This is a genomic window from Kribbella sp. NPDC006257 (assembly GCF_040613535.1).
Classification (GTDB): Bacteria; Actinomycetota; Actinomycetes; order Propionibacteriales; family Kribbellaceae; genus Kribbella.
Map to the genome: position 1 here is coordinate 34899 of NZ_JBEXSJ010000008.1, position 23063 is coordinate 57961.

The following is a 23063-nucleotide window of genomic DNA, read 5'->3' on the forward strand; positions in this document are numbered from 1 at the left end:
GGCTGCAGAAAATATCGCCGATTGACGTGAACTAAACGGAAAGGAGTGTTAACTTTCCCACGCCGCGCACGCTACGGAGGCTGTGGAGCAGGTGTCAAGAGGTCCGCCGCGGTCAATTGAAAGGATTCATCGCAGCACCCGCGGGCTTGTCCCGCCCGGATGTCAGAATGGCGCTGTGCCTGAGACGACCCGCGCCCTGCTGAGTAGCCAGGAGACAGCCTGGAAACTCATCCTGGAGCACCCGTTCGTGGCGCAGACTTCCGCCGGAACGCTCCCGGTAAGAGCCTTCGACCGGTGGCTGGTCGAGGACTACTACTTCGTCCGCTCGTTCCGCGCGTTCCTCACGGACCTGGTCGCGATCGCGCCGGACGAGGAAGCGAGCGAGGTGCTGTCCGGTGGACTGGCCGCGCTTGAGCCCGAGCTGGCGCTGTTCGAAGCCGCCGCCGCTGAACGCGGGCTGGACCTCGAGGTCGAACCGTCGCTGGTCAACCTTGGCTATTCGTCGTACATCGCCGCGACTGTGCTGGCCGACTGGCCGGTTGCCATCACGGTTCTTTATGCGGTCGAGAAGGCGTACTACGACGCGTGGGCGTCCGTGCGCGACACGACCGGCCCCGATACGCAGTACGCGGGATTCATCGCGAACTGGTCGTCGCCGGAGTTCGCGGCGTACGTCGATCAGCTCGGCGGGCTCGTCGATCGCGAAGAGCTGACTCCCGAGCTGACCCAGGCGTTCGACCGGGTGGTCCGGTTCGAGCTGGCGTTCTGGGATCTGGTGGCAGGGTGAGGAAGACGCTCCTGGTGAGCGGGCTCGTCCTGCTCGCCCTGCTCGGTGGTGCGGGCGGCTACTACGGCGGCGCGAAGTACACCGGTTCTTCCCCGATCCACGAGGTAGGCACAGCCACACCGTTGCCTGCCGGCCCTCCGCCCGAAACGCTTCCCCGCAAGGTCGCCCTACCGAACGACCTCCCTGCATTCAAGTCGAAGGGACTCACCTTCCGCGAGCAGAGCTTCACGGTGCACCCGAAAGACATGGACACGGTCCGGCTCTCGATCAAGGCACCCCGCGGCTGGCAGCTGACCCGGTCAGCGAAGACACCGGGCGAGGTGAAGTTCTTGTCGTCGGCGGACCAGGCCCTGCGGGTCGAGGCACTCGAGCCGGTTCTCACACCGGCGGACCAGATGGCCAAGCTGATCGCAGAGCTCAAGGCCAGCCAGCCGTACGAGAACGACCTGAAGTTCATCTCCCAGATCAACGGGCAGGTGGAGGGCGACGACGGTCAGCAGCGGACTGTCGCGACGCTGATCTACACCTACATCCCGACCAAGTTTCTGCGCTACGTCGTCGTCCGCTGGGTGGCGACCGGCGGCGACGGGATCGCCACCGTCGAGATGAGCATCACCGGCCTGCCCCAGGATGCGGCCGGTCTCGCTCCGGTCACCGCCAAAGCCAGCGAGACCGTCGAGATCAACGACTGACCTGGCGGACCGGGGTTGGTGCCCGGAAGGGTTTGGATCACGGTTCTGTGACATCGGGGCGGGCCGGCGAACCTCGGGGCGGTCTAGCGTGTCGAAGGACGTAGCTGGTGTGGGGACCGGGGAGGAGGGGTGAACGTGGCCGGACGTGGGATCGGGCGCGCTCTACTCGGTTCCGGGCTGCTCGCGGTGACCGTGCTCGGGGGAGCAGGCGGTTACGGCATCGGCCTGATGACAAGCGCCGCCTCGGAGAACGCGGGCGGCGCGGTTCCACTCGGCTGGGTAACCCCGGCCACGGACCCGTCGTCCACACCGTCGGTTCCGGTCGCGCCGCGGAAGACGCCGAAACCGGACCACACAGAGCCGATGCAAGCCGACGAACTCAGCTATCGGACCCGCGAGTTCGACACCGAGAAGAATGTGCGTTCGCACATCACGGTCAAGGTGCCGCGGAACTGGTGGATGACCCAGCCGGACCCGAAACTGTTGGGCCGCTTCACGGATCCGACCGGCAAACGCTGGCTGCGGGTCGAGTCCGGCTTCACCCGGACCCGGCCACCGGCCGACTCGATGGCACTGCGGATGGAGCAACTCAGGGACTTGCCGCCCAGCCAGACCCTCACCTTCCTGTCTCATGACGTCGATCCGGTGACGAAGGCAGCGACCCTGGCCTACACCTATATCCCTCCTATCCCTCCCGATTCGGAAACGCTCCGGTATGTGATCGTCCGATGGGTCGTCCTCGACTCGAGTGGCTTCGTGGGAGTGGAGATGAGCTCGACCGGTTTGCCGCAGGACAAAGCTGCGCTGCTTGATGTCCTCGACCACGCGACCAAGAGCGTGACCCGGTCGGACTCGCCGCTTTAGTTGCCTTGGGCCAATTGTTTGAGGCCCTGGTGGCCGGCTGGGGTGAGGTCGACGGCTCGTTGGTGCGGGCGGCGGGTGATCCAGTTGCGGTCGAAGAAGACGTTCGCGACGGAGGCGCCGAGTCGGCCCGCAAGGTGGTGGCGTTGTTCGCTCCAGTCGACACAGAACCGCAGCAGTCGGCGCGACGAGCCCCCTGCTGACAGGTCGATCCCGAGTTCGCCGAAGACTTCGGCCGCGCCCGGACCCAGCTCATACGGGCCGTCGGGCAACTGTTGGGCGAGGGGGTCGTCCGGGCGCCGCTCCGCGCCGGAGCCGCCGTCGGTTCGGACGAGTGCCTCACGGCGTACGAGTGTTTCCAGGAGAGCGACGCCGAGGCGTCCTGCGAGGTGGTCGTAGCAGGTGCGGGCCTCGCGGAGTGCTGCTGCTCTGGTGCTTTGTCGTAGCGACTTGATCGGTAGGGGCCGGGCAATCCTTGCAACGGCCTCTACTGCGGCTGCTACCTCCGGTCCAGCGAGCCGGTAGTACCTGTGGCGCCCAGAGCTCTCTACTGCGAGCAGTCCTCCGTCCAGGAGCTTGCGGAGGTGTGAGCTGACCGTCTGTGGCGACACGCCTGCCTCTGTCGCGAGCAGGGAAGCAGGCAGCGCCCGGCCGTCGGCCAACGCCATCAGGACCTTGGCTCTGGCCGGTTCGGCGAGTAGTGCTGCGGCTGAAGCCACATCGGCGTCTCCTGCTGATCCCATGCCTTCCATGCTGGCACCGACACGCTTCGACGCGACTCGAAGTGTTTCGGCGAGAGGCTGGAAGCATGGTGCTTGCAGTGCTCTGTGTCGGAATCTTCCTGGTCCAGCTGGACGTGACAGTCGTGAACGTCGCGTTGCCTTCGCTCAGGCTGGACCTGCACACCAGTCTCGCCGGGCAGCAGTGGGTCGTCAGCGCGTACATGATCGCTTTGGCCGGTCTCCTGCTGCTCTGCGGCGCGGTGGGCGACCGGATCGGTCATCGCAAGGTGGTCCTGGCCGGGCTGAGTGTCTTCGGACTCGCCTCGCTCGCGTGTGGTGTCGCGCCCAGCATCGAGACCCTGGTGGCCGCCCGAGCCGTTCAGGGCATCGGAGCGGCCCTCCTGCTTCCCGGCACCCTCGCTGTCATCACCGATCTGTACGCCGATCGCGCGGCGCGGGCGAGAGCGGTCGGGATCTGGGCGGGTGCCGGCGCACTCGCGCTGCCGTCCGGGCCCATCCTCGGCGGTCTGCTCGTCAACGCCTTCGGTTGGCGTGCGGTGTTCCTGATCAACCTGCCGCTGATCGCCGCGGCCATCCCCCTCGCCGTCCGTTTGGTGCCTCCTCGTCCGCCAAGTAGGCCTTCGACTCGTTCGCGGCTGGTTCTGAACCGCGCCTTCGTCGGCAGCAACGTGATCGCCGGGCTGATGAACCTGGTCGGGCTGGGCACCATCCTGGTGATGACCCTTTACCTCCAGGAGAGACTCGGTCACAGTGCACTGCGAGCAGGGCTGGAACTGCTGCCGCTCTTTGCGCCACTCGCAGTACTGGGGCCCGTCACCGGGCGGATCACCGCCAGGGTCGGTCCACGGCTGCCGATGACGGCCGGGCTGCTGCTCGGGGCTGCCGGATCTGCGTCTCTCTTGCTGGTACGGCCAGCTGGCGGGTTCGCCGCCGTAGTACCGGTTGAGCTGGGTCTGGGCCTTGGGATGGGTCTACTGACGGCGGCTGTGGTCAGTGCGGCGATCGCGTCGCTGCCGCCGGATCGGGCGGGTTTCGCCAGTGGGGTGAACAACACAGCACGACAGGCCGTCGGAGCTGTCGGAATCGCCTTGTACGGCGGTGTTGTGGGCAGCCCGGCGACCGGGCCGGGGTTCGTGCACGGATTGCATCAGCTGGCCTGGATCGGCGCCGGACTCTGGCTGTTCGCGGCGTTGCTGACCTGGCTGACGATCCGCTCAGCGCGGCCAGATGGTCCGGAACACGACCGAACGCAAGCGGTAGAAGTGCCGGCGGCCGGACTGGATCAGCGCGGGTGACGGCCGGAGGCGTTCGAAGTCGATCCTCACGAGAGCCCGCCGGTGAAGGAGATCGAGTCGGCGATCTCGGCCGGGCTGATCCGGTAATCGGCGGGCACCTGGATCTGGACGAGCAGGGAGTACCCGGCGTTCGTCACCACGCGCTGGAGGAGCGTGTTGCCCTCCGGACATCCGGTGGAGATCTTGTCCAGTGCGTCGCCGGCCGCGATCTGGGTCGGGGACGGCGTGCCATCGCTGGCGCAACCGAACTGGCTCCCTGGCGCTAGGAACTTCGTGGGATCGACTGCCGCCTGCATCGCGCCGACGAAGAGGCCCGGCGTCGTCGTGCCGGCCGATCCCCAGTTGTCGTACTTGCTGACCCGGAAGGCTGGTTGGGCGTTCGAGCTTCCGGGCGGCTGCCAGTCGCCCTGGGTGACGAAGGCGGCCATGTCCTTGGGGACCCGGACCGTGAAGCTGCCCTGGCCGACCTGGATGACGCGGCGCGGCTCGTAGTACCGCTGGGCGAGGAAGCCGGCACCGGCGCCGAGGATCAGGGCGAGGAACGCCGCAACAACCCAGCGACCACGGCGCCGCTTCTTCGGCTCAGCCGTACCGGCCTTCGCGTCGAGAAGAGCGACCGACGCGGTCGCGGCGTCAGCCTCAGCACCGGCGGCAGTTTCAGCGCCGGTCTCGGTGCTGGTTTCAGGGCCGGGGAGGGCGTCGACGGCTGGTGCGGTCTTGATGACGGTCGGTTTGTTCGCGTCGCTCAGCGCGGTTGTCTCACCCGGCGGGCCGACCGTCACGGCCTCGCTCTCCGCCAGTTCCGTCTTGACCCCGCCGACGCTGTCCACATCGACAACGGCGGCCACGGGCTTCTTCGCCGGCCCGCTGAAGTTCCGGGTGGTCTCGTCCAGCGCTCCGACGAGTTCCCGGGTGAAGGAGGCGACGTCCGGCCAGCGCTTCTCCCGATCGGGCTGGAGCGCCCGGACGATCGCGGCATCGATGCGGTCCGGTACGGCGAAGCCCAGCGAACTCGGTGGCGGCGCAGCCTCGACCCGCCCGGCTGCGCCCAGCCCGTCCACCTGGTGCGGTGAACGCCCGGTCAACGCTGCGTACGCGACCGCTCCCAGCGAGTACTGATCGGCTCGCTGGTCCAGCCGGTCCCCCATCGCCTGCTCGGGAGCCACGTACGACGGCGTACCGCCCGGCATCGTGATCCTCGACACCTCGTCCAGCGACTTGCCCAGCCCGAGATCGGACAGAACCGCCCGGTCCCCCTCGTCCGTACTGCGGAAAAGCACGTTCGCCGGCTTCACGTCGCGATGGAGCAGCCCGCGCCGGTGCAGCGCCTGGAGGCCGCGGCCCACCTCGACGATCACGCCGACGGCGACGTCCAGGGGCAGCGGTTCCTTCTTGAGCCGGTCGGCGAGGGTGCCGCGGTCGGCGTACGTGAGCACCAGGAACGGCCTGCCGTCCTCCAGTTCGCCCACATCGTGGACCTGGACGACGTGCTCGGACTCGACCCGGCGCAGGAACCGGCCCTCCTCGAGGAACCGCCGGCGCACGGAGTCGTCGTGGGCCCAGTTGTCGGCCAGCACCTTGACCGCGACCTCGGCGTCCAGCTGCTCGTCGTACGCGAGCCAGACCGTCGCGAAACCGCCTGAGCCCAGGCGTCGGCGCACGACGTACCGGCCTAGTCTGGATGGGACCCCCATACAAGGCATTATGGAGTACTCGGAGTCCCTCTTCCGGAGGACCGCTGACAACGAAGGCGCAGATGAGCGAAAGCAGCAGCCCGACCGACGACCTCGGCATCCTGGCCGAGCGTGCCGCCGGCGGTGACAAGAACGCGATGGACGACCTGTTGCGACAGGTCCACCCGCGCGTGCTGCGGATCTGCCGCAGTGTGCTGCCGTACTCCGCCGACGCGGAGGACGCCGCTCAGGAAGCGCTGCTGAACATCGCGACCAAGATCCACACGTACTCCGGCCGGAGCAGCTTCTCGACCTGGGTGCACTCGGTCGCCGCGAACTCGGCCCGGTCGACGTACCGGAAGCTGAAGCGCACCGCCCAGGCCGCGCACAACCCCGAGCAGATGGAGAAGCCGGACCCGCGCACCACCAGCGTCATCGCCGGCACCCGGCTCGACCTGCTGGAGGCCCTGGAGACGCTCGAGCGGGACCGGCCGCAGATGGTCACCCCGCTCGTCCTGCGGGACGTCTACGGGCTCTCCTACGAGGAGATCGCCGCCGAGGTCGGCGCTCCGCTGGGCACGATCAAGTCCCGCATCCACGACGCCCGCGAGGTGGTCCGGCCCCTCCTCCGCCCCAAAGACTGACAGCGGTCAGTACGCGGCGACGGGCTCCCGGAGGAGGTCGCGCACCGAGCGTGGTTCGCGGCCGAGAAGGATGCCGAGCAGCGGGTCGGTTCCGGCGAAGAAGCCGCCCGCCGCTGCCTGGAACATTCCGACCATGAAGCGTGCGGCGAACTCGTTCTGCCCCGCGGCCACTTGGGCGGCGATCCACTCGCCCTCCTCCATCACTACACGCTCTACCGGGCGGCCTGAGATGTCGGACGCGATGGCGGCGATGTCTTCGAAAGTAGGTGCCGCGCTCGCGGTCAGCGTCGTCGGACCGTCATAGCCACCGTTCGACGCGAGGATGACCGCGGCTGCTTCCGCGGCATCCTCTCTCGCGGTCCACGACATCGGGCCGTCGGCCGGCACCGCGATGACGCCGGTTTCGCGCCACTCCCCGAGGCACCAGTTGAGGCTGTGGGCGTAGAAGCCGTTGCGCAGCGACGTCCAGGCAACGCCCGACTCGGCGAGGAGCTGCTCGGTCTCGGCGTGGTCGCGTCCAGGCCCGAACGGGGTGTCGAACGCGGCGCCCTGGTGACTCGTGTAGAGGATGCGGCCGGCTCCGACCTGCACGGCAGCCTCGATGGCGGCGCGGTGCAAGCTGACGGCATCCGCTCGCGGATCGCTCGAGGAGACCAGCAGCAACTGGTCGGCGCCCTCGAACGCGGCGGGCAGCGACGAGGGGTCGGCGTAGTCACCGCGACGAACCTCCACCCCGAGCTCGGCGAATCGCCGCGCCTTGGCCACATCGCGGACGGCGACGGCGATCTCGCTCGCGGGGACCCGCTGCAACAGATGGTCGACGGTTGCGCCGTTGAGTGCGCCGGTAGCTCCGGTGACGATGATCATGAAATCTCCTTGTTATCGTTGGAATCAGATTCAGCGTAACGATGGAAACAAGCGAAATCAAGAATGCGTTATCGTTGATACGTGACCGACACCCGCCGCGACGTGCGAGCCAAGATCATCGACGTCGCTGCTCAGTTGCTCCGTGAGCAGGGACCGGCGGCGGTGACGACCCGCGGGGTGGCCCAGGGCGCCGGAGTTCAGGCGCCGACGATCTATCGACTCTTCGGCGACAAGGACGGACTGCTCGAAGCGGTCGCCGAGCACGTGATGGCCTCGTATGTCTCGAGCAAGGCGGCGATCGTGGCCTCGGCTTCCGCCGACGGCGTCGACCCGCTGGACGATCTGCGGGCCGGCTGGCAGGCACAGATCGACTTCGGGCTCGCGAACCCCGCGATCTTCCGGTTGCTGAGCGACCCGGACAGGGTGCTCCATTCGGCCGCTGCGGAGTCGGGCCTGCAGGTACTCAGGACGCGGGTTCGCCGGATCGCCGAGGCCGGTCGTCTCCGCGTCAGTGAACAACGCGCGATGGGGCTGATCCAGGCCGCCGGCGTCGGCGCCATCCAGGTGCTGCTGACCACGCCACCGGAGCAGCGCGACCTCGGTCTGCCCGACGAGATCTTCGACGCAGTCCTCCGGCAGATCCTGACCGATACCCCGCCATCGGCCCAGAGCGGAGCGGTCACCTCGGCAGTCGCATTGCGGGCGATCACCCCCGACCTCGAGATGCTCAGCCCGGCGGAGCGAGTGCTCCTCGGCGAGTGGCTCGACCGCGCGATCGACAAGCTCCAGACCTGATCCTCCCGGTCCGTACGCTCTCGGCATGCCTGCGCCGCGACGTCTGCTGCACAACGGGGACTATCTCCGGTTGATGAGCGGGCAGAGCATCAGCTCGCTCGGTACGGCGATGAGCGCGTTCGTGTTCACCCTGCTCGGGCTGGCGATCACCGGATCGCCGGTCCAGGCGGGTCTGGTCGGTACGGCGGGTGCGCTCGGCGGAACGGTGTTCTCGCTGCCCGCGGGAGCGCTGGTGGATCGGGTGAACCGGCGGAACGTGCTGGTCGCGTGCAGTCTCGCCGGGACCGTCCTGTTCGGGTCGGTCGCGGTCGCCGGGTGGCTCGACCGGTTGACGATCGTGCACCTGATCGTCGTCGCCTTCTGCTCCGGCGCCGCCAACTCCTTCTTCATGCCCGCGCAGAACGCCGCGCTCCGCAAGATCGTCCAGCCGGCGGACCTCGGGACGGCGATGGCCGCCAACGAGGGCCGGCAGCACGTGGCGGGGTTGCTGGGTGCTCCGCTGGGCGGAGCGCTCTACGCGGTCGGCCGGGTGCTGCCGATCGCCTTCGACGCCGTGTCGTACCTGTTCATGACGGTCATGCTGATGACGATCCGCCGGCCGCTGCCCGCGCCGGAGCCGGACGGCGAGCAGCACGAGCCGATCCTGCGAGCGATCGGAACCGGCCTGAAATGGGTGGTCCGGCAACCGGCGATCCGGGTGATGGCGCTGTCCGCGACCCTGGTCAACTTCGCCGCTCAGGGCACTCTGCTGGTGCTGATCCTCAACCTGCAGCGGCACGGCGTCCGCCCGTCGACCATCGGGCTGCTGGAGACCGGGATCGGCATCGGTGGTGTGCTCGGGGCGATCGCGGCACCGCGCATCCTCCGCCGGTTCAGGACCGGCATGATCGGGATCGTCGCGGCCTGGGCGATCGCGATCGCGTTCGCGGCGACGGCGTTCACGCTGCAACCCCTAGTACTGGTTGCTCTGTTGGCGGCTGCGATCTTCCTGGTGCCTTCGTTCAACTCCGGGCTGTTCGGCTACCAGGTGATGATCACGCCCGACGGGATGCAGGGCCGGGCGCAGAGCGCGATCGGCTTCCTCGCGAACAGCACGGTGCCGGTTGCCCCGGCCCTCGGCGGGATTCTGCTGGCTCACGCCGGTGCGCGCACCGCTCTGCTCGTCTTCAGCAGCATCATCGCTCTTTCCGCACTGATGCTCACCCTGAGCGGTGCGATCCGGGCGATCCCGCTCCTGGCCGACGTCGCCGCCGAGCAGGGACTCCCCTAGTTGCGTTCGGTGTGCTCAGATGGGGGCATGAAGAAGCTCATCAACGACCCTGCCGATGTTGTGAGTGAAGCGCTGCTGGGGATGGAGGCCGCGCACCCGGACCGCCTGCGGGTGGATCACGAGAACCGGATCGTCTACCGCAAGGAAGCACCCCGGGCCGGGAAGGTCGGGCTGATCTCGGGCGGCGGGTCGGGGCACGAGCCGATGCACGGCGGGTTCGTCGGGCTCGGGATGCTCGACGCCGCCTGTGCGGGTGAGGTGTTCACCTCGCCGGTGCCGGACCAGATGATGGCCGCGACGAAGGCGGTGGACGCGGGCGCCGGCGTACTGCACATCGTGAAGAACTACACCGGCGACGTGATGAACTTCGAGATGGCCGCCGAGCTCGCCGCGGCCGACGCGGGCACCGAAGTACTGTCCGTCGTCACCAACGACGACGTCGCCGTCCAGGACAGCCTCTACACGGCCGGTCGCCGCGGTGTCGGCGTGACCGTGCTGCTGGAGAAGATCGTCGGCGCGGCCGCCGAAGAGGGCCGACCTCTCCAGGAGGTCGCCGATCTAGCCAAGCGGGTGAACGACAACGGCCGCAGTATGGGGATGGCGCTGACCTCGTGCACGGTGCCGGCCGCGGGCAAGCCGACGTTCGAGCTGGCCGAGAACGAGATGGAGGTCGGCATCGGCATCCACGGCGAGCCCGGCCGGCAACGGTTGCCGTTGGCACCGGCCAAGGAGATCGCCGCGATGCTGGTCGAGCCGGTGCTCGGCGACCTGCCTTATTCTCAAGGCGATTCGGTGATCGCCTTCATGAACGGGATGGGCGGTACGCCGCTGATCGAGCTGTATCTGATGTACAACGAGGTGCACCGGCTGCTGGACAGCGCAGGGATCACCGTCGCCCGGTCGCTGGTCGGCAACTACATCACCTCACTGGAGATGGCCGGCTGCTCGATCACCTTGCTGAAGGTGGACGACGAACTGGTACGTCTCTGGGACGCACCGGTGAACACTCCCGGCCTACGCTGGGGCGCGTGAGCATGGGAGTGGATGCGTTCGAGGGCTGGTTGCGGGATCTGGCGAAGAGGCTGCATGAGAACGCGGCGTACTTGACCGAGCTCGACTCGGCGATCGGGGATGCGGATCACGGGAGCAACATGGACCGTGGATTCGCGGCGGTGATCGCGGTGCTCGACGAGTCTTCGTTCTCGTCGGTCGACGAGCTGTTGAAGAAGGCCGGGATGACGCTGGTCAGCAAGGTCGGCGGGGCCAGCGGGCCGTTGTACGGAACGTTTTTCCTGCGTTTCGGCGGTGCGCTAGCCGGAGTCGAGATCACACCTGCTTCTGTTGGCGAGGCCTTGAAGGCCGGTGTCGGCGGGATTCTTGCCCGCGGCAAGGCCGAGGTGGGCGACAAGACTATGTACGACGCCTGGGCGCCGGCCTTGGAGGCGTACGACGCGGCGGTGGCGGGCGGGGCGGATCTCGCAGGGGCGTTGGGCGCTGCTGCCGAGGCGGCGGCGAAGGGGCGCGACGCGACGACGCCGCTGGTCGCTCGCAAGGGGCGCGCCAGTTATCTCGGCGAGCGGAGTGCTGGTCATCAGGATCCGGGCGCGACGAGTACGACGCTGCTGCTGGAGTCGGCCGCTCGCACGCTGGCATGATCGGGATCGTTGTCGTTTCGCACAGCCGCGCATTGGCTGAGGCGGCTGTCGGGTTGGCTTCGGAGATGGTTGCCGAGGGGGACCGGCCGGTGATCGCGGTGGCTGCCGGGCTGGACGAGACGACATTCGGGACCGATGCGGCCGCGGTCGCGGAGGCGATCGGGACGGCGGACAGTCCCGACGGCGTACTGGTGTTGCTGGACCTGGGCAGCGCGGTACTGAGTGCCGAGATGGCCTTGGAATTCGTGGATCCCGAGGTCGCGGAGCGGGTGAAGCTGTCGAGTGCGCCGTTGGTCGAAGGGCTCGTCGCGGCGGTGGTGACGACGTCGACGGGGGCTTCGCTGGACGCAGTACTGGAAGAGGCTTCGCGGGGGTTGGCCGGGAAGCAGGATCATCTCGGGGACGGACCTGCTGCCGTTGCATCGGTGATTGCCTCAGACAACTTTATTGAAGTTGCTGTCAGCAATGAACATGGGTTGCATGCGCGGCCGGCGGCGAAGTTGGTGGCGCTGGCCCGACGGTTCGATGCGCAGGTGACGGTGGCCGATCTGACGAGTGGGCGTGGGCCGGTTGATGCCGGCAGTTTGAGCATGGTGGCGACGCTCAACGCGCAACAAGGGCATCGGTTGCGGGTCGGCGCGAGCGGGCCGGACGCGGACGAGGTGTTGGCGGCAATCAGCGCACTGGCCGAGCGCTCCTTCGACGATGCGCCTTCTGTGGCGACGGTGGTTCCCGGCAAGAGTGGGTCCGGGTTGGACGTGGCACTCGGGCGGGCGATTGTTGCCGACGAAGAGGTGTCGCTGGCCGGCTACCAAGCAGGCGACGAACCGGAGCGCTCCGAGGATGCCCGTCGGGTTGCCACTGAGCAACTAGGCGCCTTGCGAGACCAGGGCGGCGCTGAGGCTGCCGCGATCTTCGAGGCCCAGTTGGCATTGCTGGACGACTCGGCGGTACTTGACTCGGTGGCAACATTGATTGCCCAGGGCAAGAGTGCGCCAGTGGCGTGGAAGTCGGCGATGGATGCGGTGGCTTCGACGTTCGAGAAGCTCGACGATCCCTATCAGCGTGAGCGGGCGCAGGATGTCCGGAGCGTTCGGGATCGGGTACTGCGCGCGCTGGTCGGCGTCGGCGAGACGACGACGGCCGACGCGGGGCTGCTCGTCGTACGGGAGCTTGACGCCGCGACCGCGGCCGGCCTTGATGTCGAGCGGATCGCGGGCATCGCCGTACGCGCCGCGGGGACGACCGGGCACGGCGTCATCGTCGCGCGATCGCGCGGAATCCCTTTGATCACAGGGATCGGCGAGGTCGAGGTTGCCTCCGGCAGCCTCGTCGGGTTCGATGCGCGGACGGGATCGTTCGTCGTCGACCCGGACGAAGAAGCCTTCCGTACGACGATCCGTGACCGCCTCGCCGAGCGCGAGGCCGCCCTTGCCGATGCCGCCCAGCCCGCGACCACCGTGGACGGTCGGACGATCCAGGTGCTGGCGAATGTCGGGTCCGTGCAGGACGCTCTGGACGCTGCCGGTGCTGATGGATCTGGGTTGGTGCGGACCGAAGTGTTGTTCGGGGATCGTCGGGTCGCGCCGACCGTCGACGAGCAGGTCGCTGTTTACCGGGAGATCGCGGCGGCCTTCCAGGGCAAGCCGATCACGATCCGGACCTGGGACATCGGTGGTGACAAGCCACTGCCGTTCCTCGCGCAGCCGGCCGAGGCGAACCCGTTCCTCGGCGAGCGCGGCATCCGAGCCTTCCGCCGTCGCCCCGAACTGCTCCGCGATCAGCTCAAGGCGATCTGCCAGGTGGCGCTCGAGACGCCTGTCCGGGTGATGTTCCCGATGGTGACGACGGCCGAGGAAGTCGCCTGGGCGCTGGCCGAACTGGCCGACATCGGCTCGTCCGGCTGGGGCGTCAAGGTCGGCATCATGGTCGAGGTTCCGGCCGCGGCGCTGCGCATCTCGTCGCTCGCGGAGGGCCTGGACTTCGTCAGCATCGGTACCAACGACCTGACGCAGTACACGACCGCAGCCGACCGCGGCAACACCACCGTCGCCGCCTTGGCCGACGGCCTCGACCCAGCCGTCCTCCAGCTCATCGATCACGTGGTCCGCAACGTCCCCACCGGCGTCGAGGTAGCAGTCTGCGGCGACCTCGCCAGCTCCCCCGAAGCCGCCGTCCTCCTGGCCGGCCTAGGCATCCACGAACTCAGCGCGGTAGGCCCCCAGATCCCCCTCATCAAGTCGCGCCTCCGCCGAACCACCCTCACCGACGCCCAACAAACCGCCGCCCGCGCCCTCACTCTCCCCAGCGCCACAGCCGTCCGAGAACTACTCGCCAAGTAGCTCGCCTTGCGGGACTGGGGAGTGTGGGCCGCCGATCCGGGTGGGCAGCGCTCCCCAAAGCGGACGGGGAATTAGGCGGAGTAGTAGAGGAGTTCTACGAGGTTGAAGCCTGGGGTTTGGGTGGGCTTGGCGGGGAGGGTGTGGGACTCGCCTGGTTCCAGGTAGGTGATGGTGGGGGTGGTTCGGTCGAGGTCTACGACCAAGGACGGGTGCGGGCCGGTGCGCCAGGTGTAGGTCTCTCCGGGGGCGGGGGTGACGTGCTGGACTCGGACGTCGGGGTCGTCGACGACGGTTTTGGTGGGGATCTCGCCGGGCTCGTCGAAGGAACTCGGGGCGGCGGAGGAGGCGGCGTACGGCGTACCGGAGGCTTCTTCGCCCAGGTCCAGGAGTTCGATCAGGCGGTTGAGGTAGGGGGCGTCGCCGTCGTTGGTGAGCATGTGGACCGGGGAGACCGGGCGGTAGACGGAGCCGCCGACGGTTTCGCTGAGTTCGCGGGCGGCGCTGCCGTCGAGCCAGTCCATGTGGCAGGGGGATGTGGCGAGGCAGAGGACGACGTACGGGTTGTGGTGCAGGTGCCAGGCCTGTGCCTCGCCGGGGGCCAGCGAGACCTCCCAGACGCGGACGCGTGGGTTCTCCAGCAGCACCCGGGTGCCGATCTCGCCGAGCACCACTTCGGTGCCGTCGGGGGCCTGGACGATGGTGCCTGCGGTCATCGTGCGTCTCCGTTCTGGTCGACCGGTCGTTCCATCGCGACACCGCCGAGGACGACACCATCGGGCATCGTCAGGTCGGCGGACTCGAGCTCGGTGAAGCCGAAAGCCTTGTACAGCGGTACGCCGGGCAGCGTCGCCATCAGGGCCAGCTGGGTGAATCCCTCGGCGCGGGCCGCGTCCACGCAGGAGGTGAGGATCGCCCGGCCGAGTCCGCGCCGGGTCCAGTCGCCGCGGACGAACATCGCCCGGATCCGGGCCGGTTCGGTGGCCGGGTCGAGCAGCCGCTCGTCGGCGCCGGCGGCCGAGCCGTTGAACAGCTTGTTGCGCCGGCTCCAGCCACCGCAGGCGACGATCTCACCGCCGGCCTCGTGCACGTAGTAGGTGCCGTCCTCGATCAGCGCGAGATCGAGCGCCGCGATGTGCGCCTCGGCACTCGCGACCTGGCGGGCGTCGTAGTACGCGGGAAACAGCTCCCGGACGGAGGCCCGCATCAACTCCGCGATGGCAGGCGCATCGGCAGGCTCGGCAAGACGTTGCTCGGCAATCACCCCGCCAGGCTATTTCAGCCCCGGCGCACTTCAAGAAGCAGGTGACCTCCGGCGAAGGTGAAATGGATCGAACCGGTGCCGGACATATGCCGGGTATGAGCCAGATATCGATCAGGGCCCGGCCGGGGCCGGAGAGCGGGGCGGGCGTGCCACGGGATCCCCGGCGGGAGAGGTTCGAGGAGTTCTTCGGGGCGCATCGCGAGGCGGTGCTCGGCTACCTGCTGCGGCGGACCGCGGAGCGGCAGGACGCGGCCGATCTGCTCGCCGACACGTTCCTGGTGGCGTGGCGGCGGCTCGACGACGTACCGCCGGGTGAACAGACGAGGCCTTGGCTGTACGGCGTGGCGCGGCGAGCGCTCGCCAACCATCGGCGCGGCGAGGGTCGTCGGCACGCGCTGGCGAACCGGCTCCGCCACGAGCTGCACGAGCCGCCCGGACCGCACCTCGCGGATGTCACTCCGGCGGCGATCGCGTTCCAGAGATTGCCCGAACAGGACCGGGAGTTGCTGAGTCTCGTCGCATGGGAAGAACTCGACACCACGCAGATCGCGACCGCGCTGGGGATCACGCGCAACGCAGTACGGATCAGGTTGCACCGGGCGCGGAAGCGGTTCGCCCGGTTGCTGACCGCCCCGCCGTTGACCAACCTCAGAGAAGAGGCTTCGCATGAATGACATCGACGCGGTGACCCGCGGTCTCAATCCTGCCCCCGACACGCACGTCAGCGATGCCGCCTGGGAGCAGCTCTCCGCGGGGATCACAGCGGAAGCGCCACAGCCGGTACGGCGTACGTCGCGTCGCCCGCGGCTGTTGCTCGCAGCAGCCAGCCTGGTCGTCATCGGTGGCGTGATCACCGCGGCCGTCGTGAACCGTCCCGACCAGGACCGGAGCGAGGCGCTGTCGGTCACCGCGCACGGCGACAACCTCATCATCCGGGTGGTCGATCCGGCGGCGGATCCCCAGGAGTACAACCGCGAACTCAAGCGGCTCGGCCTGGACGTCAAGGTGCTGGCCGTACCGGTCAGCGCGCCGTTCGTCGGTCAGATGGTCAGCTTCTCCGGCCGCGACGACGGCGACACGGCACAACTGCACCGGCTCGAACCGGGCGAGCTGTGCAGCGGCACTCTGAACGCCTCCGATCCGGGCTGCCAAGACGGCCTGGAGATCCCGAAGAACTACGACGGGCAGACCGAGATCCAGTTCGGGCGAGCCGCGAAGCCGGGCGAGAACTACTTCCATTTCAGCAGCAAGGTGGACGATCCAGGCGAGGCGATGCACGGCGCGAACTGGCGCGACCGGACGGTCGCCGAGGTCAAGCAGGTCCTCGCGGAGCGGAAGCTGAAGGTGGCGGAGTACTACGACGCAGACCAGCCGCGGAACGCCAAGGCGATCCCGGCACCGCCCGACGACTGGTACGTCCGGGACGCCACCGAGTACGTCGCGGGCGAGGTCACCCTGTACGTGGCAGCGACGAAGTAGGTCAGCGGCGGGGAGCGGATTTGGCGCGGGTGCCGTTGCGGGCCCAGCGCCAGGTCGCGAGAACCCAGAGGACGGACGGAACGCCGAAGATGGCGGCGGTGATCTCGCGGCCGAAGACGAGGAAGATCAGGCCGGTCAGGAAGAACGGCAGGGCGAGCCAGACCGCGCCGACGAACGCGGCCCAGCGCCAGCGCCCCGGTTTGCTGGGTTCGCGGATGTAGAGCTGCGGGGCCGGGAGGCCCTCGAAGATGGGGACCAGGTCGCTGTGGGTGACGGCGCTGTGCAGGAGGTCGAGGCGGTCGTTCAGCTCACGGACGTCGATCCGGCCGACGGCGAACTGTTCGGCGAGATCGTCGGAGCAGATCCGCCGCTCCGCGTCGGTGAGCCGGATGGTCTGCATCTTCCGGCGCGCCGCCGCCTCCCGCGCCTCCCGTCCCGCCGCAGCAGCCATCCCGGTCAGGTTCACCAGATTCGGCTTCGCTTTCTCGGCCATCCACTCTCCCCACTCGCCTCCCTTCGAGTGTGCCAGACGCGTGGTCGACAACCGTTTCGAACCTCACCAGGGCATCGGGCTGCCGTCCCAGGAGACGAAAGTGCCGGTCGGGCCGTCTGCCGGGAGCAGAGCCAGCCGTACTGCGCCGGCAGCGGCTTCGGCAGGGTCGCCGTCAACCGTCGCGGCGGCCCGGGCGTTGAGCTCCGTACGCCGGCGTCCCGGGGCCATCGCGTTGACCTTCACCTGGCACGCCGGCGTTCACCGGCCAGCGCCTGGCCGTAGAACAAGGTCAGCCCGGTCCATGCTCCCGGCCATCGCTCGAAGACGATGGACCATCCCGTGGCCGGCCCGCTTCGGATCAATTGCGATGTCCTGACCGTGCCCGAGGACGACCAGCAGATCGTCTTCATCACGGCCGATCCGGGCTCACCCACCGCCCGGGCGTTCCGTCACCTGGTCAGAGCTGGAGCAACAGCTCACGCAGGCGGGCGAGCTGTTCGAAGGTGAGACCGCTCGCGGTCAGGTAGCCGGCGATATCGGTGGAGCCGAGGAAGGCGACCATCGCCAGGCACGCGTCCGCGCAGTACAGGTCGAGCGCCGCATCATCCAACGGCTCAGCTGCCACCGAGTTCAGCGCGCGGAGGTCGTCCTCGTACTCGTCCAGGATGTCCGCGACCGGCTTCCCAGCGAGCGTCTGCAGCATCGCGGCGATCATCGAGGTCCGGTCCCCGAAGACCAGCACCTCGGAGCCCGGCTCGGCGTCCGCGATCTGCGCGAAGACGGACGTGATGCGACCAGGTGCGCGCCGCAGCACCTCCCCGTAGTACGCCGGACCGCCGGGCTCCTCCTCGGGAACCTCGACACCGGTGACTCCGGCCTCGATCAACTGCTCCCGTACTGCGTCACTCGGCGGCCGGGATCGATAGACCTGGCCGCCGAGCAGCTGCGCGTCCTCCCAGATCATCCGAGAGCGGCGGGCAGCGTCGCGCTCCACACCGAGCGGAGGTCGGCCAGCGAGACCTCGAACTGGTCCTGCACGTCGAGGGACTCGCCGGTGACAACGCCGATCTTGGTGTGCGGGAAGCGGCGCGCGGTGCACATGTCGGTGAACCGGACCTCTTCGGTCCGCGGTACGGCGACGACCGCGCGGCCGGCCGATTCGGCGAACAGGAACAGGAACGGGTCGAGACCGTCCGGCGCCCACACCCGCGCCCCGACGCCGCCGCGCAGCGCGGACTCGACCAGCACCTGGGCGACACCGCCGTCGCTGACGTCGTGCGCCGCGTCGATCAGGCCGTCGCGGGACGCGTTGATCAGGATGTCCGCCAGCTGTGCCTCGACCGCCAGGTCGACGGCCGGCGGGCGACCGCCGAGGTGACCGTGGATGACGTGCGCCCACTCGGAACCGGACAGCTCTTCCTCGGTCTCGCCGAGCAGGTAGAGCTGGTGGCCCTCCATGTCGGCGGTGAAGCCGATCGGCGTACGGCGGGTGACGTCGTCGATGACCCCCAGGACGCCGACCACCGGCGTCGGCAGGATCGGGGTCTCGCCGGTCTGGTTGTAGAACGACACGTTGCCGCCGGTGACCGGGATGCCCAGCTCGATGCATCCGTCGACGAGACCGCGGATGGCCTCGGAGAACTGCCACATCACGCCCGGGTCCTCCGGCGAACCGAAGTTCAGGCAGTCGGTCACCGCGGCCGGCCGGGCGCCCGTGGTGGCGACGTTGCGGTAGGACTCGGCGAGCGCGAGCTTGGCGCCGGTGTACGGGTCGAGCTTGGCGAAGCGCCCGTTGCAGTCGGTGGAGACCGCGACGCCGAGGCCACTCGTCTCGTCGACCCGGATCATCCCGCTGTCCTCGGGCTGCGCGAGCACCGAGTTGCCGAGCACGTACCGGTCGTACTGGTCGGTGACCCAGGACTTGTCACACAGGTTCGGCGACGCGATCAGCTTGAGCAGCGTGTCCCGCAGCTCCTCACCAGTGGTTGCCCGCGGCAACTTCTCGGCGCCGTCGGCCTGCAACTCGTCCATCCAGGCCGGCCGGGCGTACGGGCGCTCGTAGACCGGGCCGTCGTGCGCGACCGTCCGCGGCGGTACGTCGACGACGCGCTCGCCGTGCCAGTCGATCTGCAGCAATCCGGTGTCGGTGACCTCACCGATCACATCGGCCTGCACGTCCCACTTCGCGCAGATCTTCAAGAACTGCTCGACGTTCTCAGGAGTGACGACCGCCATCATCCGCTCCTGCGACTCGCTCATCAGAATCTCTTCCGGAGCAAGCGAAGCGTCGCGCAGCGGCACCTTGTCGAGCGAGACGTGCATGCCGCCGTCACCCGCGCTGGCCAGCTCGGAGGTCGCACAGGACAGCCCCGCGCCACCGAGGTCCTGGATGCCTTCGACGATCCGGGCCGCGAACAGCTCGAGCGTGCACTCGATCAGCAGTTTCTCCATGAACGGGTCACCGACCTGTACGGCGGGACGCTTGGTCGGGCCGCCGTCGGCAAAGGTCTCCGACGCCAGCACGGAAACACCGCCGATCCCGTCGCCGCCCGTCTTCGCGCCGTACAGGATGATCTGGTTGCCGACGCCGGTCGCGTTCGCCAGGTGCAGGTCCTCGTGCCGCATCACACCGACGCAGAGCGCGTTGACCAGCGGGTTGCCCAGGTACGTCGCGTCGAAGACGACCTCGCCGCCGATGTTGGGCAGGCCGAGGCTGTTGCCGTAGCCACCGACGCCGGACACGATCCCCGGCAGCACGCGCTTGGTGTCCGGCGCGTCCAGCGGGCCGAACCGCAGCGGGTCCATCACCGCCACCGGGCGGGCGCCCATCGCGAGGATGTCGCGGACGATGCCGCCGACCCCGGTCGCCGCGCCCTGGTAGGGCTCGACGTACGACGGGTGGTTGTGCGACTCGACCTTGAAGGTGACGGCGTAGCCCTCACCGATGTCGATCACGCCGGCGTTCTCGCCGATCCCGGCGAGCATCTTGCCGGCCGGGGTCTCCTGCGGGATCTCACCGAAGCGCTTGAGGTGCACCTTGGAGGACTTGTACGAGCAGTGCTCGCTCCACATCACCGAGTACATCGCCAGCTCGCAGCTGGTCGGCCGCCGGTCCAGGATGTCGCGGATCCGCTGGTACTCGTCCGGCTTCAGCCCGAGCTCCGCCCACGGCTGCTCCACGTCCGGCGTACTGGTCGCGTTACTGACGGTGTCGGTCGACACTTGATGACTCCTGAACTAGGTGGGACTCGGGTGAAACGGTAGCTGCTGCAAGCAGGTGAGCTACAAGTAAGGGAAGGACGAAGCCGGCCATGATCGCGGGCAAGGCGACGCCGGCGTCGTTGAGGAGCATGCCGACGAGGCCGCAGGTGGACAGCGCGAGCAGGGTCGGCCTGATCATCGGTTGGCTCACGTAGTACCGGCGGTAGGTCTCGAAAGGCACTTTGGCGGGCCAGACGGTCGCGGACATCGCCAGCAGGACGCCGGCGAGCATGAACCAGCCCGCTGGCGTGTGGAAGAAGGCCAGTGACATCTGAAGCTTGCGGATGATCACGTCGCCGCCGTCGCCGTCCAGCAGCCGCGCTACGAAAGTGCCGAAGTGACTGCGCTGATCCGCAGGTCGCAGGTAGTCCAGGAACGCTACTGCCGATACAGCGAGCACTCCGACGACACCGATAGCGACCAGTGCCTTCAGCGAGATGCTGCCGCGCCAGGTCAGCCAGGCCAGCAGCAGTACTGCGGGAGTCAGCGCGATGATGCCACCGAAGTCGGTGCCCCAACCGGGCTTGCCGTCCACGATGATCGCCAGACCGCCAATCACCAGTACTGCGAGCGCAGCCTGGACCCTGCTTCGGTCAAGCAGCTTCTGCGCCACCCAACCCGCAGTGACGAGCGCAGCAACAGCCAGCGTGGCAAATGTCGAGTTGCCGAAGCCGTAGAACCTGCCGCCGATCACCGGACCGTCAGCGAACATGCTGCCGAACTGCAGCGGAGTCCCCAGCACACCATCGACCAGCAAGATCCCGTACGCCGCCAGCAGGATCCCCAGTCCGGCGTACTGCTTCAAGAACGCCCTGGCCAGACCGGCAAAGACAGCACTGATCGCCAGCACCACAAGGTAAAGGGACAATCCAGGAGACGGCCACCGCCACCACACTGTTGCCGTAGACAAGAACACTGCGATGAAGAACCCGCCCTGCGCCAACATAGTGAACTCACTCGTACTACGCGCCCGCCTGCTGCGAGTGACCAGGAACCAGCCGAGTGCCAGCAGCTGTGCCGCCAGCAACGTCATCGCGACGGCGATCAACATCGGCCGCGGGTGTTCGAACCGCTCGTTCGTGTCGAGCCGATCCTCGATCACCGCGGCAGCGGTGCCGTGCTTGCCACCACCGACAGAGATCTGGTTGCCGTCGAGCGGACCAGGCTGCTCTGATCCAGCAGGGTCCAGCTCGGTCGCCTCGCCGCGCAGTACGGTCGCGGTCACGTCGGTGAGCTGGATCAGGCCGGGCCGCCGAGTGGATTCACTGGTGAGCCACCGGGAACCGGGCTCGTCTGCCGGGATCTGCAGGGCGACCAGCGGCTCTTGGTGAGCAATGGCTATCTCCTGGCTGACCCCGACCAACAGCACCGAGGCGTCCGGCATGGCCGACTTCGCTTGGCCGACGAGGTTGGCGAGGTTCTTGCGTGCCTCGTCGCGGCCCTCACGCAACGGCAGTGCGCCGGCGTCGATGATCGCGTCGCTGCAGTTCGCATCCAGCGTGGCCGGGTCGAAGGCCGGCTTCCAGTTGGCGACGGTGCCGTCGCTGTTGGCGGTCGCGATGGCGCCGCCGGGACCGAAGCCGCAGACGCCCGCTCGACTCTCCGCGAGGCGACCTAGAGGGGCGCCGGTGTGGTGATCGGCCTGGCGGTTCAGGTACGTCTGCCAGTCAGCGATCTTGCCGTCGGCAACAGCTGGAAGGTCACCGCAGGCCTGGTCCGGAACACTTCCCCAGGCCCGGGTCCCGGCGCTGATCGTCAGCCAGCCGTCGATCGGGCAGGTATGCGGCCCGGCGGTCTTCACGGTGATCGAGCCGACGTTCGCGTAGTCGATCAACCGGGCCAGCTCGGGCGACGCCGACAGGTCGTTCCAGCTGAGCCCGGGCACGCCGATCACGATCACCGGTGCGGAATCGGATTCGGGCGACGCGGCGTACGCAGTACCGGCTGTTGCACTCAGGGTCAGGAGGGCGGCGGCGCACACCAGCAGCCGCCGCACTCCACGCAACGTCATCAGGAGGAGACGACGGCCTTGAGCACCGAGGTGAAGAAGCCCAGGCCGTCCGTACTCGGACCCGTCAGGGTCTCGACGCAGTGCTCCGGGTGCGGCATCAGGCCGACCACGTTGCCGCGCTCGTTGCTGATCCCGGCGATGTCGCGGTACGACCCGTTCGGATTGTCTTCCAGGTAGCGCGCGACGACCAGGCCTTCGCCATCGAGCCGGTCCAGGGTGGCCTCGTCGGCGACGTAGCCGCCGTCCTGGTTCTTCAGCACGATGGTGATCTCGTGGTTCGCGTCGTAGTCGCTGGTCCAGGCGGTGCGGTTGTTCTCGATCCGCAGCGGCTGGTCCTTGCAGATGAACTTGCGGTGGTTGTTCTTGATCAGCGCGCCGGGCAGCAGGTGCGACTCGCAGAGCACCTGGAAGCCGTTGCAGATCCCGAGCACCGGCAGCCCTTCACCGGCCTTCTTGATGATGGTCTCCATCACCGGGGCGAACCGGGAGATGGCGCCGGCCCGGAGATAGTCGCCGTACGAGAAGCCGCCCGGCAGCACCACCGCGTCGACGCCGTGCAGGTCGGCGTCGCCGTGCCAGAGCGCGACCGCCTCGGCACCGGCGACCGCGGCCGCGCGGCGGGCGTCCGCGTCGTCGAGTGAGCCCGGGAAGGTGACGACCCCGATCTTCATCAGGCGTCGGCCTCCACGTGCAGGGTGTAGTCCTCGATCACCGGGTTGGCCAGCAGCGTGTCCGCTGCCTTGCGGATCTCGGCGACCTTCTCCTCGGTCGCCTCACCGTCCAGGGTGATCTCGAACCGCTTGCCCTGACGGACATCGGCCACGCCGTCGAAGCCGAGCCGGCCGAACGCACCGTGCACCGCCTTGCCCTGCGGGTCGAGAATCTCGGGCTTGAGCATGACGTCCACGACAACGCGGGCCACTGACACTCCTGG

General features: G+C 68.3%; 24 protein-coding genes and 2 pseudogenes. 14 read left to right on the forward strand and 12 right to left on the reverse strand.

Annotated features, from left to right (window positions below; all coding sequences use genetic code 11):
- Window positions 1-175 precede the first annotated feature (175 nt).
- The 3 genes from ABZ004_RS11940 to ABZ004_RS11950 all read left to right on the forward strand — a co-directional run bounded on the left by ABZ004_RS11940 (window position 176) and on the right by ABZ004_RS11950 (window position 2343).
- On the forward strand, window positions 176-787 hold the full coding sequence (locus ABZ004_RS11940; protein ID WP_355679811.1) for a transcriptional regulator: 612 nt from the start codon (window positions 176-178) through the stop codon (window positions 785-787).
- Complete coding sequence (locus ABZ004_RS11945) at window positions 784-1479, forward strand: hypothetical protein (RefSeq protein ID WP_355679812.1); 696 nt, start codon at window positions 784-786, stop codon at window positions 1477-1479. The genes ABZ004_RS11940 and ABZ004_RS11945 overlap by 4 nt, the downstream gene beginning before the upstream one ends.
- 135 nt (window positions 1480-1614) lie before the next feature.
- Window positions 1615-2343, forward strand: a complete 729-nt coding sequence (locus tag ABZ004_RS11950) for a hypothetical protein (protein WP_355679813.1) — start codon at window positions 1615-1617, stop codon at window positions 2341-2343.
- Here ABZ004_RS11950 and ABZ004_RS11955 read toward each other — a convergent pair.
- Window positions 2340-3083, reverse strand: a complete 744-nt coding sequence (locus ABZ004_RS11955) for a winged helix-turn-helix domain-containing protein (protein ID WP_355679814.1) — start codon at window positions 3081-3083, stop codon at window positions 2340-2342. The genes ABZ004_RS11950 and ABZ004_RS11955 overlap by 4 nt on opposite strands.
- 65 nt (window positions 3084-3148) lie before the next feature.
- Between ABZ004_RS11955 and ABZ004_RS11960 the strand changes: the two genes are divergently transcribed.
- A complete protein-coding gene (locus tag ABZ004_RS11960; protein WP_355679815.1) occupies window positions 3149-4378 on the forward strand; it encodes an MFS transporter in 1230 nt (409 codons plus the stop codon).
- Window positions 4379-4404: 26 nt separating this feature from the next.
- Here ABZ004_RS11960 and ABZ004_RS11965 read toward each other — a convergent pair whose 3' ends face one another.
- Window positions 4405-6072, reverse strand: a complete 1668-nt coding sequence (locus tag ABZ004_RS11965) for a serine/threonine-protein kinase (RefSeq protein WP_355679816.1) — start codon at window positions 6070-6072, stop codon at window positions 4405-4407.
- A 62-nt stretch (window positions 6073-6134) separates the two neighbouring features.
- Between ABZ004_RS11965 and ABZ004_RS11970 the strand changes: the two genes are divergently transcribed.
- The gene (locus tag ABZ004_RS11970; protein WP_355679817.1) at window positions 6135-6695 is read left to right on the forward strand and encodes a sigma-70 family RNA polymerase sigma factor; all 561 of its coding nucleotides are present in this window, start codon (window positions 6135-6137) and stop codon (window positions 6693-6695) included.
- Window positions 6696-6701: 6 nt separating this feature from the next.
- Here the strand turns inward: ABZ004_RS11970 and ABZ004_RS11975 are convergent, their stop codons facing one another.
- Window positions 6702-7562, reverse strand: coding sequence for an NAD(P)H-binding protein (locus ABZ004_RS11975; RefSeq protein WP_355679818.1), 861 nt, complete (start codon window positions 7560-7562; stop codon window positions 6702-6704).
- 81 nt (window positions 7563-7643) lie between these two features.
- Here ABZ004_RS11975 and ABZ004_RS11980 point away from each other — a divergent pair, with 81 nt between their 5' ends.
- The 6 genes and pseudogenes from ABZ004_RS11980 (at window position 7644) to ptsP (ending at window position 13624) form a co-directional block, all read left to right on the forward strand.
- Window positions 7644-8357: a TetR/AcrR family transcriptional regulator gene (locus ABZ004_RS11980; protein ID WP_355679819.1), complete on the forward strand. Its 714-nt coding sequence runs from the start codon at window positions 7644-7646 to the stop codon at window positions 8355-8357.
- Between the two features lie 25 nt (window positions 8358-8382).
- Window positions 8383-9627 carry an MFS transporter gene (locus ABZ004_RS11985; protein ID WP_355679820.1) on the forward strand — a complete coding sequence of 415 codons (1245 nt, stop codon included), beginning with the start codon at window positions 8383-8385 and terminating at the stop codon, window positions 9625-9627.
- 27 nt (window positions 9628-9654) lie between these two features.
- A complete protein-coding gene (dhaK, locus tag ABZ004_RS11990) occupies window positions 9655-10659 on the forward strand; it encodes a dihydroxyacetone kinase subunit DhaK (protein WP_355679821.1) in 1005 nt (334 codons plus the stop codon).
- 2 nt (window positions 10660-10661) lie between these two features.
- Window positions 10662-11282, forward strand: a complete 621-nt coding sequence (gene dhaL, locus ABZ004_RS11995) for a dihydroxyacetone kinase subunit DhaL (RefSeq protein WP_355680019.1) — start codon at window positions 10662-10664, stop codon at window positions 11280-11282.
- Window positions 11279-11659 (forward strand): annotated as a pseudogene (dhaM, locus tag ABZ004_RS12000) (dihydroxyacetone kinase phosphoryl donor subunit DhaM); the annotation flags it as partial. The gene dhaL and the pseudogene dhaM, both read left to right, overlap by 4 nt.
- A gap of 48 nt (window positions 11660-11707) precedes the next feature.
- Window positions 11708-13624, forward strand: coding sequence for a phosphoenolpyruvate--protein phosphotransferase (gene ptsP, locus ABZ004_RS12005; RefSeq protein WP_355680020.1), 1917 nt, complete (start codon window positions 11708-11710; stop codon window positions 13622-13624).
- A 71-nt stretch (window positions 13625-13695) separates the two neighbouring features.
- Here ptsP and ABZ004_RS12010 read toward each other — a convergent pair whose 3' ends face one another.
- Window positions 13696-14337 carry a hypothetical protein gene (locus ABZ004_RS12010; protein WP_355679822.1) on the reverse strand — a complete coding sequence of 214 codons (642 nt, stop codon included), beginning with the start codon at window positions 14335-14337 and terminating at the stop codon, window positions 13696-13698.
- Window positions 14334-14885 (reverse strand): GNAT family N-acetyltransferase, encoded by a 552-nt coding sequence (locus ABZ004_RS12015; protein WP_355679823.1) that lies wholly within the window; start codon window positions 14883-14885, stop codon window positions 14334-14336. The genes ABZ004_RS12010 and ABZ004_RS12015 overlap by 4 nt, the downstream gene beginning before the upstream one ends.
- A 146-nt stretch (window positions 14886-15031) precedes the next feature.
- Between ABZ004_RS12015 and ABZ004_RS12020 the strand changes: the two genes are divergently transcribed.
- Both ABZ004_RS12020 and ABZ004_RS12025 read left to right on the forward strand, forming a co-directional pair.
- Window positions 15032-15559, forward strand: coding sequence for a sigma-70 family RNA polymerase sigma factor (locus ABZ004_RS12020; protein ID WP_355679824.1), 528 nt, complete (start codon window positions 15032-15034; stop codon window positions 15557-15559).
- Window positions 15552-16364, forward strand: a complete 813-nt coding sequence (locus tag ABZ004_RS12025) for a hypothetical protein (protein ID WP_355679825.1) — start codon at window positions 15552-15554, stop codon at window positions 16362-16364. The genes ABZ004_RS12020 and ABZ004_RS12025 overlap by 8 nt, the downstream gene beginning before the upstream one ends.
- Window position 16365: 1 nt before the next feature.
- On the opposite strand, the gene ABZ004_RS12030 is transcribed toward ABZ004_RS12025, so the two are convergent.
- Together ABZ004_RS12030 and ABZ004_RS12035 are read right to left on the reverse strand one after the other, a co-directional pair.
- On the reverse strand, window positions 16366-16857 hold the full coding sequence (locus ABZ004_RS12030) for a DUF1707 domain-containing protein (protein WP_355679826.1): 492 nt from the start codon (window positions 16855-16857) through the stop codon (window positions 16366-16368).
- 63 nt (window positions 16858-16920) lie between these two features.
- Window positions 16921-17085 (reverse strand): hypothetical protein, encoded by a 165-nt coding sequence (locus tag ABZ004_RS12035; RefSeq protein WP_355679827.1) that lies wholly within the window; start codon window positions 17083-17085, stop codon window positions 16921-16923.
- A gap of 78 nt (window positions 17086-17163) precedes the next feature.
- Between ABZ004_RS12035 and ABZ004_RS12040 the strand changes: the two are divergent.
- Window positions 17164-17364: pseudogene (locus ABZ004_RS12040) on the forward strand (hypothetical protein); the annotation flags it as partial.
- Here the strand turns inward: ABZ004_RS12040 and ABZ004_RS12045 are convergent.
- The 5 genes from ABZ004_RS12045 to purS are packed head-to-tail and all read right to left on the reverse strand — an operon-like array spanning window position 17315 to window position 23051.
- Window positions 17315-17821: a tyrosine-protein phosphatase gene (locus ABZ004_RS12045; RefSeq protein ID WP_355679828.1), complete on the reverse strand. Its 507-nt coding sequence runs from the start codon at window positions 17819-17821 to the stop codon at window positions 17315-17317. The pseudogene ABZ004_RS12040 and the gene ABZ004_RS12045 sit on opposite strands and share 50 nt — an antisense overlap.
- Entirely contained in the window at window positions 17818-20079 is a 2262-nt protein-coding gene (gene purL / locus ABZ004_RS12050; RefSeq protein ID WP_355679829.1) for a phosphoribosylformylglycinamidine synthase subunit PurL, read from the reverse strand. Before purL ends, ABZ004_RS12045 begins: the two co-directional genes overlap by 4 nt.
- On the reverse strand, window positions 20057-22129 hold the full coding sequence (locus ABZ004_RS12055) for a hypothetical protein (RefSeq protein ID WP_355679830.1): 2073 nt from the start codon (window positions 22127-22129) through the stop codon (window positions 20057-20059). Before ABZ004_RS12055 ends, purL begins: the two co-directional genes overlap by 23 nt.
- Window positions 22129-22800, reverse strand: coding sequence for a phosphoribosylformylglycinamidine synthase subunit PurQ (purQ, locus tag ABZ004_RS12060; RefSeq protein WP_355679831.1), 672 nt, complete (start codon window positions 22798-22800; stop codon window positions 22129-22131). The genes ABZ004_RS12055 and purQ overlap by 1 nt, the downstream gene beginning before the upstream one ends.
- Complete coding sequence (purS, locus tag ABZ004_RS12065; RefSeq protein WP_355679832.1) at window positions 22800-23051, reverse strand: phosphoribosylformylglycinamidine synthase subunit PurS; 252 nt, start codon at window positions 23049-23051, stop codon at window positions 22800-22802. The genes purQ and purS overlap by 1 nt, the downstream gene beginning before the upstream one ends.
- Window positions 23052-23063: the final 12 nt, after the last annotated feature.

Coding starts and splice junctions, on each gene's coding strand:
- ABZ004_RS11955 (WP_355679814.1), bottom strand. CDS start 3,083: ATGGGATCAGCAGGAGACGCCGATGTGGCTTCAGCCGCAGCACTACTC.
- ABZ004_RS11960 (WP_355679815.1), top strand. CDS start 3,149: ATGGTGCTTGCAGTGCTCTGTGTCGGAATCTTCCTGGTCCAGCTGGAC.
- ABZ004_RS11965 (WP_355679816.1), bottom strand. CDS start 6,072: ATGGGGGTCCCATCCAGACTAGGCCGGTACGTCGTGCGCCGACGCCTG.
- ABZ004_RS11970 (WP_355679817.1), top strand. CDS start 6,135: ATGAGCGAAAGCAGCAGCCCGACCGACGACCTCGGCATCCTGGCCGAG.
- ABZ004_RS11975 (WP_355679818.1), bottom strand. CDS start 7,562: ATGATCATCGTCACCGGAGCTACCGGCGCACTCAACGGCGCAACCGTC.
- ABZ004_RS11985 (WP_355679820.1), top strand. CDS start 8,383: ATGCCTGCGCCGCGACGTCTGCTGCACAACGGGGACTATCTCCGGTTG.
- dhaK (WP_355679821.1), top strand. CDS start 9,655: ATGAAGAAGCTCATCAACGACCCTGCCGATGTTGTGAGTGAAGCGCTG.
- dhaL (WP_355680019.1), top strand. CDS start 10,662: ATGGGAGTGGATGCGTTCGAGGGCTGGTTGCGGGATCTGGCGAAGAGG.
- ABZ004_RS12010 (WP_355679822.1), bottom strand. CDS start 14,337: ATGACCGCAGGCACCATCGTCCAGGCCCCCGACGGCACCGAAGTGGTG.
- ABZ004_RS12025 (WP_355679825.1), top strand. CDS start 15,552: ATGAATGACATCGACGCGGTGACCCGCGGTCTCAATCCTGCCCCCGAC.
- ABZ004_RS12030 (WP_355679826.1), bottom strand. CDS start 16,857: ATGGCCGAGAAAGCGAAGCCGAATCTGGTGAACCTGACCGGGATGGCT.
- ABZ004_RS12035 (WP_355679827.1), bottom strand. CDS start 17,085: ATGGCCCCGGGACGCCGGCGTACGGAGCTCAACGCCCGGGCCGCCGCG.
- ABZ004_RS12045 (WP_355679828.1), bottom strand. CDS start 17,821: ATGATCTGGGAGGACGCGCAGCTGCTCGGCGGCCAGGTCTATCGATCC.
- ABZ004_RS12055 (WP_355679830.1), bottom strand. CDS start 22,129: ATGACGTTGCGTGGAGTGCGGCGGCTGCTGGTGTGCGCCGCCGCCCTC.
- purQ (WP_355679831.1), bottom strand. CDS start 22,800: ATGAAGATCGGGGTCGTCACCTTCCCGGGCTCACTCGACGACGCGGAC.